Origin of the sequence: Hansschlegelia beijingensis (assembly GCF_045505405.1) — a bacterium.
In the GTDB taxonomy this organism is placed as follows: Bacteria; Pseudomonadota; Alphaproteobacteria; order Rhizobiales; family Methylopilaceae; genus Methylopila; species Methylopila beijingensis_A.
Map to the genome: position 1 here is coordinate 1 of NZ_JBJKEX010000650.1, position 778 is coordinate 778.

General features: G+C 54.9%; 1 protein-coding gene. It reads right to left on the bottom strand.

Annotated elements, in window-relative coordinates; genetic code table 11:
* On the bottom strand, positions 1-638 hold a 638-nt coding region (locus ACIKT0_RS19405; protein ID WP_407106900.1), incomplete at its 3' end, for an extracellular solute-binding protein.
* Positions 639-778 lie beyond the last annotated feature (140 nt).

Below are 778 nucleotides of genomic sequence, written 5' to 3' on the forward strand. Positions count from 1 at the left end.
GAGAACACGTTCTCCTGACCAAGGTGGAAGGATGTATTCCAGATGGAAGAGATGTCATTCCAGACAGTGCTGCGCTTTGCGTACTTTTCATCCCACAGCAGCGACCAGTTCGGTGCAGGGTCCTTGAGGACATCTGCATTAACTAAGAGGGCAATGAAGCCAAACATCATTGGCGTGCCGTAGGTCAGACCGTCAATTACAACGTTCTCTGCAGTTCTGAACTTCGGAAACGCGTTGCCGAGCTGTGGCACCCGGTTCTGGTCAATGGGGCGCACGAGGCCAGCGTCAATTAGGGCGCCGGTTGAATCGCATGATGGGGACGCTAGATCGTAGGTCCCCTTGGCTGACCGGAGCTTTGTGATCATTTCATCGTTGCTGCCGACGTAGCTGGCGTTGACCTTCACGCCAGTTCGCGATTCAAATTCTGAGACAAATGAAGGGTCGGCATAGCCCTCCCAAGTTAGGAGATTCAGAGTTCCCCCGATGTCTCCGTCCACTTTGGTATCTGTGAGCCGGGTACTTCCCTTGGATGATCCGCAGGCGGCGAGCGCAGGGGCTGCAAAGATACCCGCAAGTCCAAGCCCTCCTGCCTTGAGGAGTGCTCGGCGGCGGAAGCCGCCCTGGGCAAAATGCGTCATGGAGTTTCCTTCGAAGAGGTGGTAGACGCGACGTCGACAGTACCTGGTGCGACAGCCGCTGTTTCACGGGTAAGACGGGTTGAAATAACAATCAAGATGACGCTGACGAGAATGACCAGAGTCGATACAGCATTGATTTC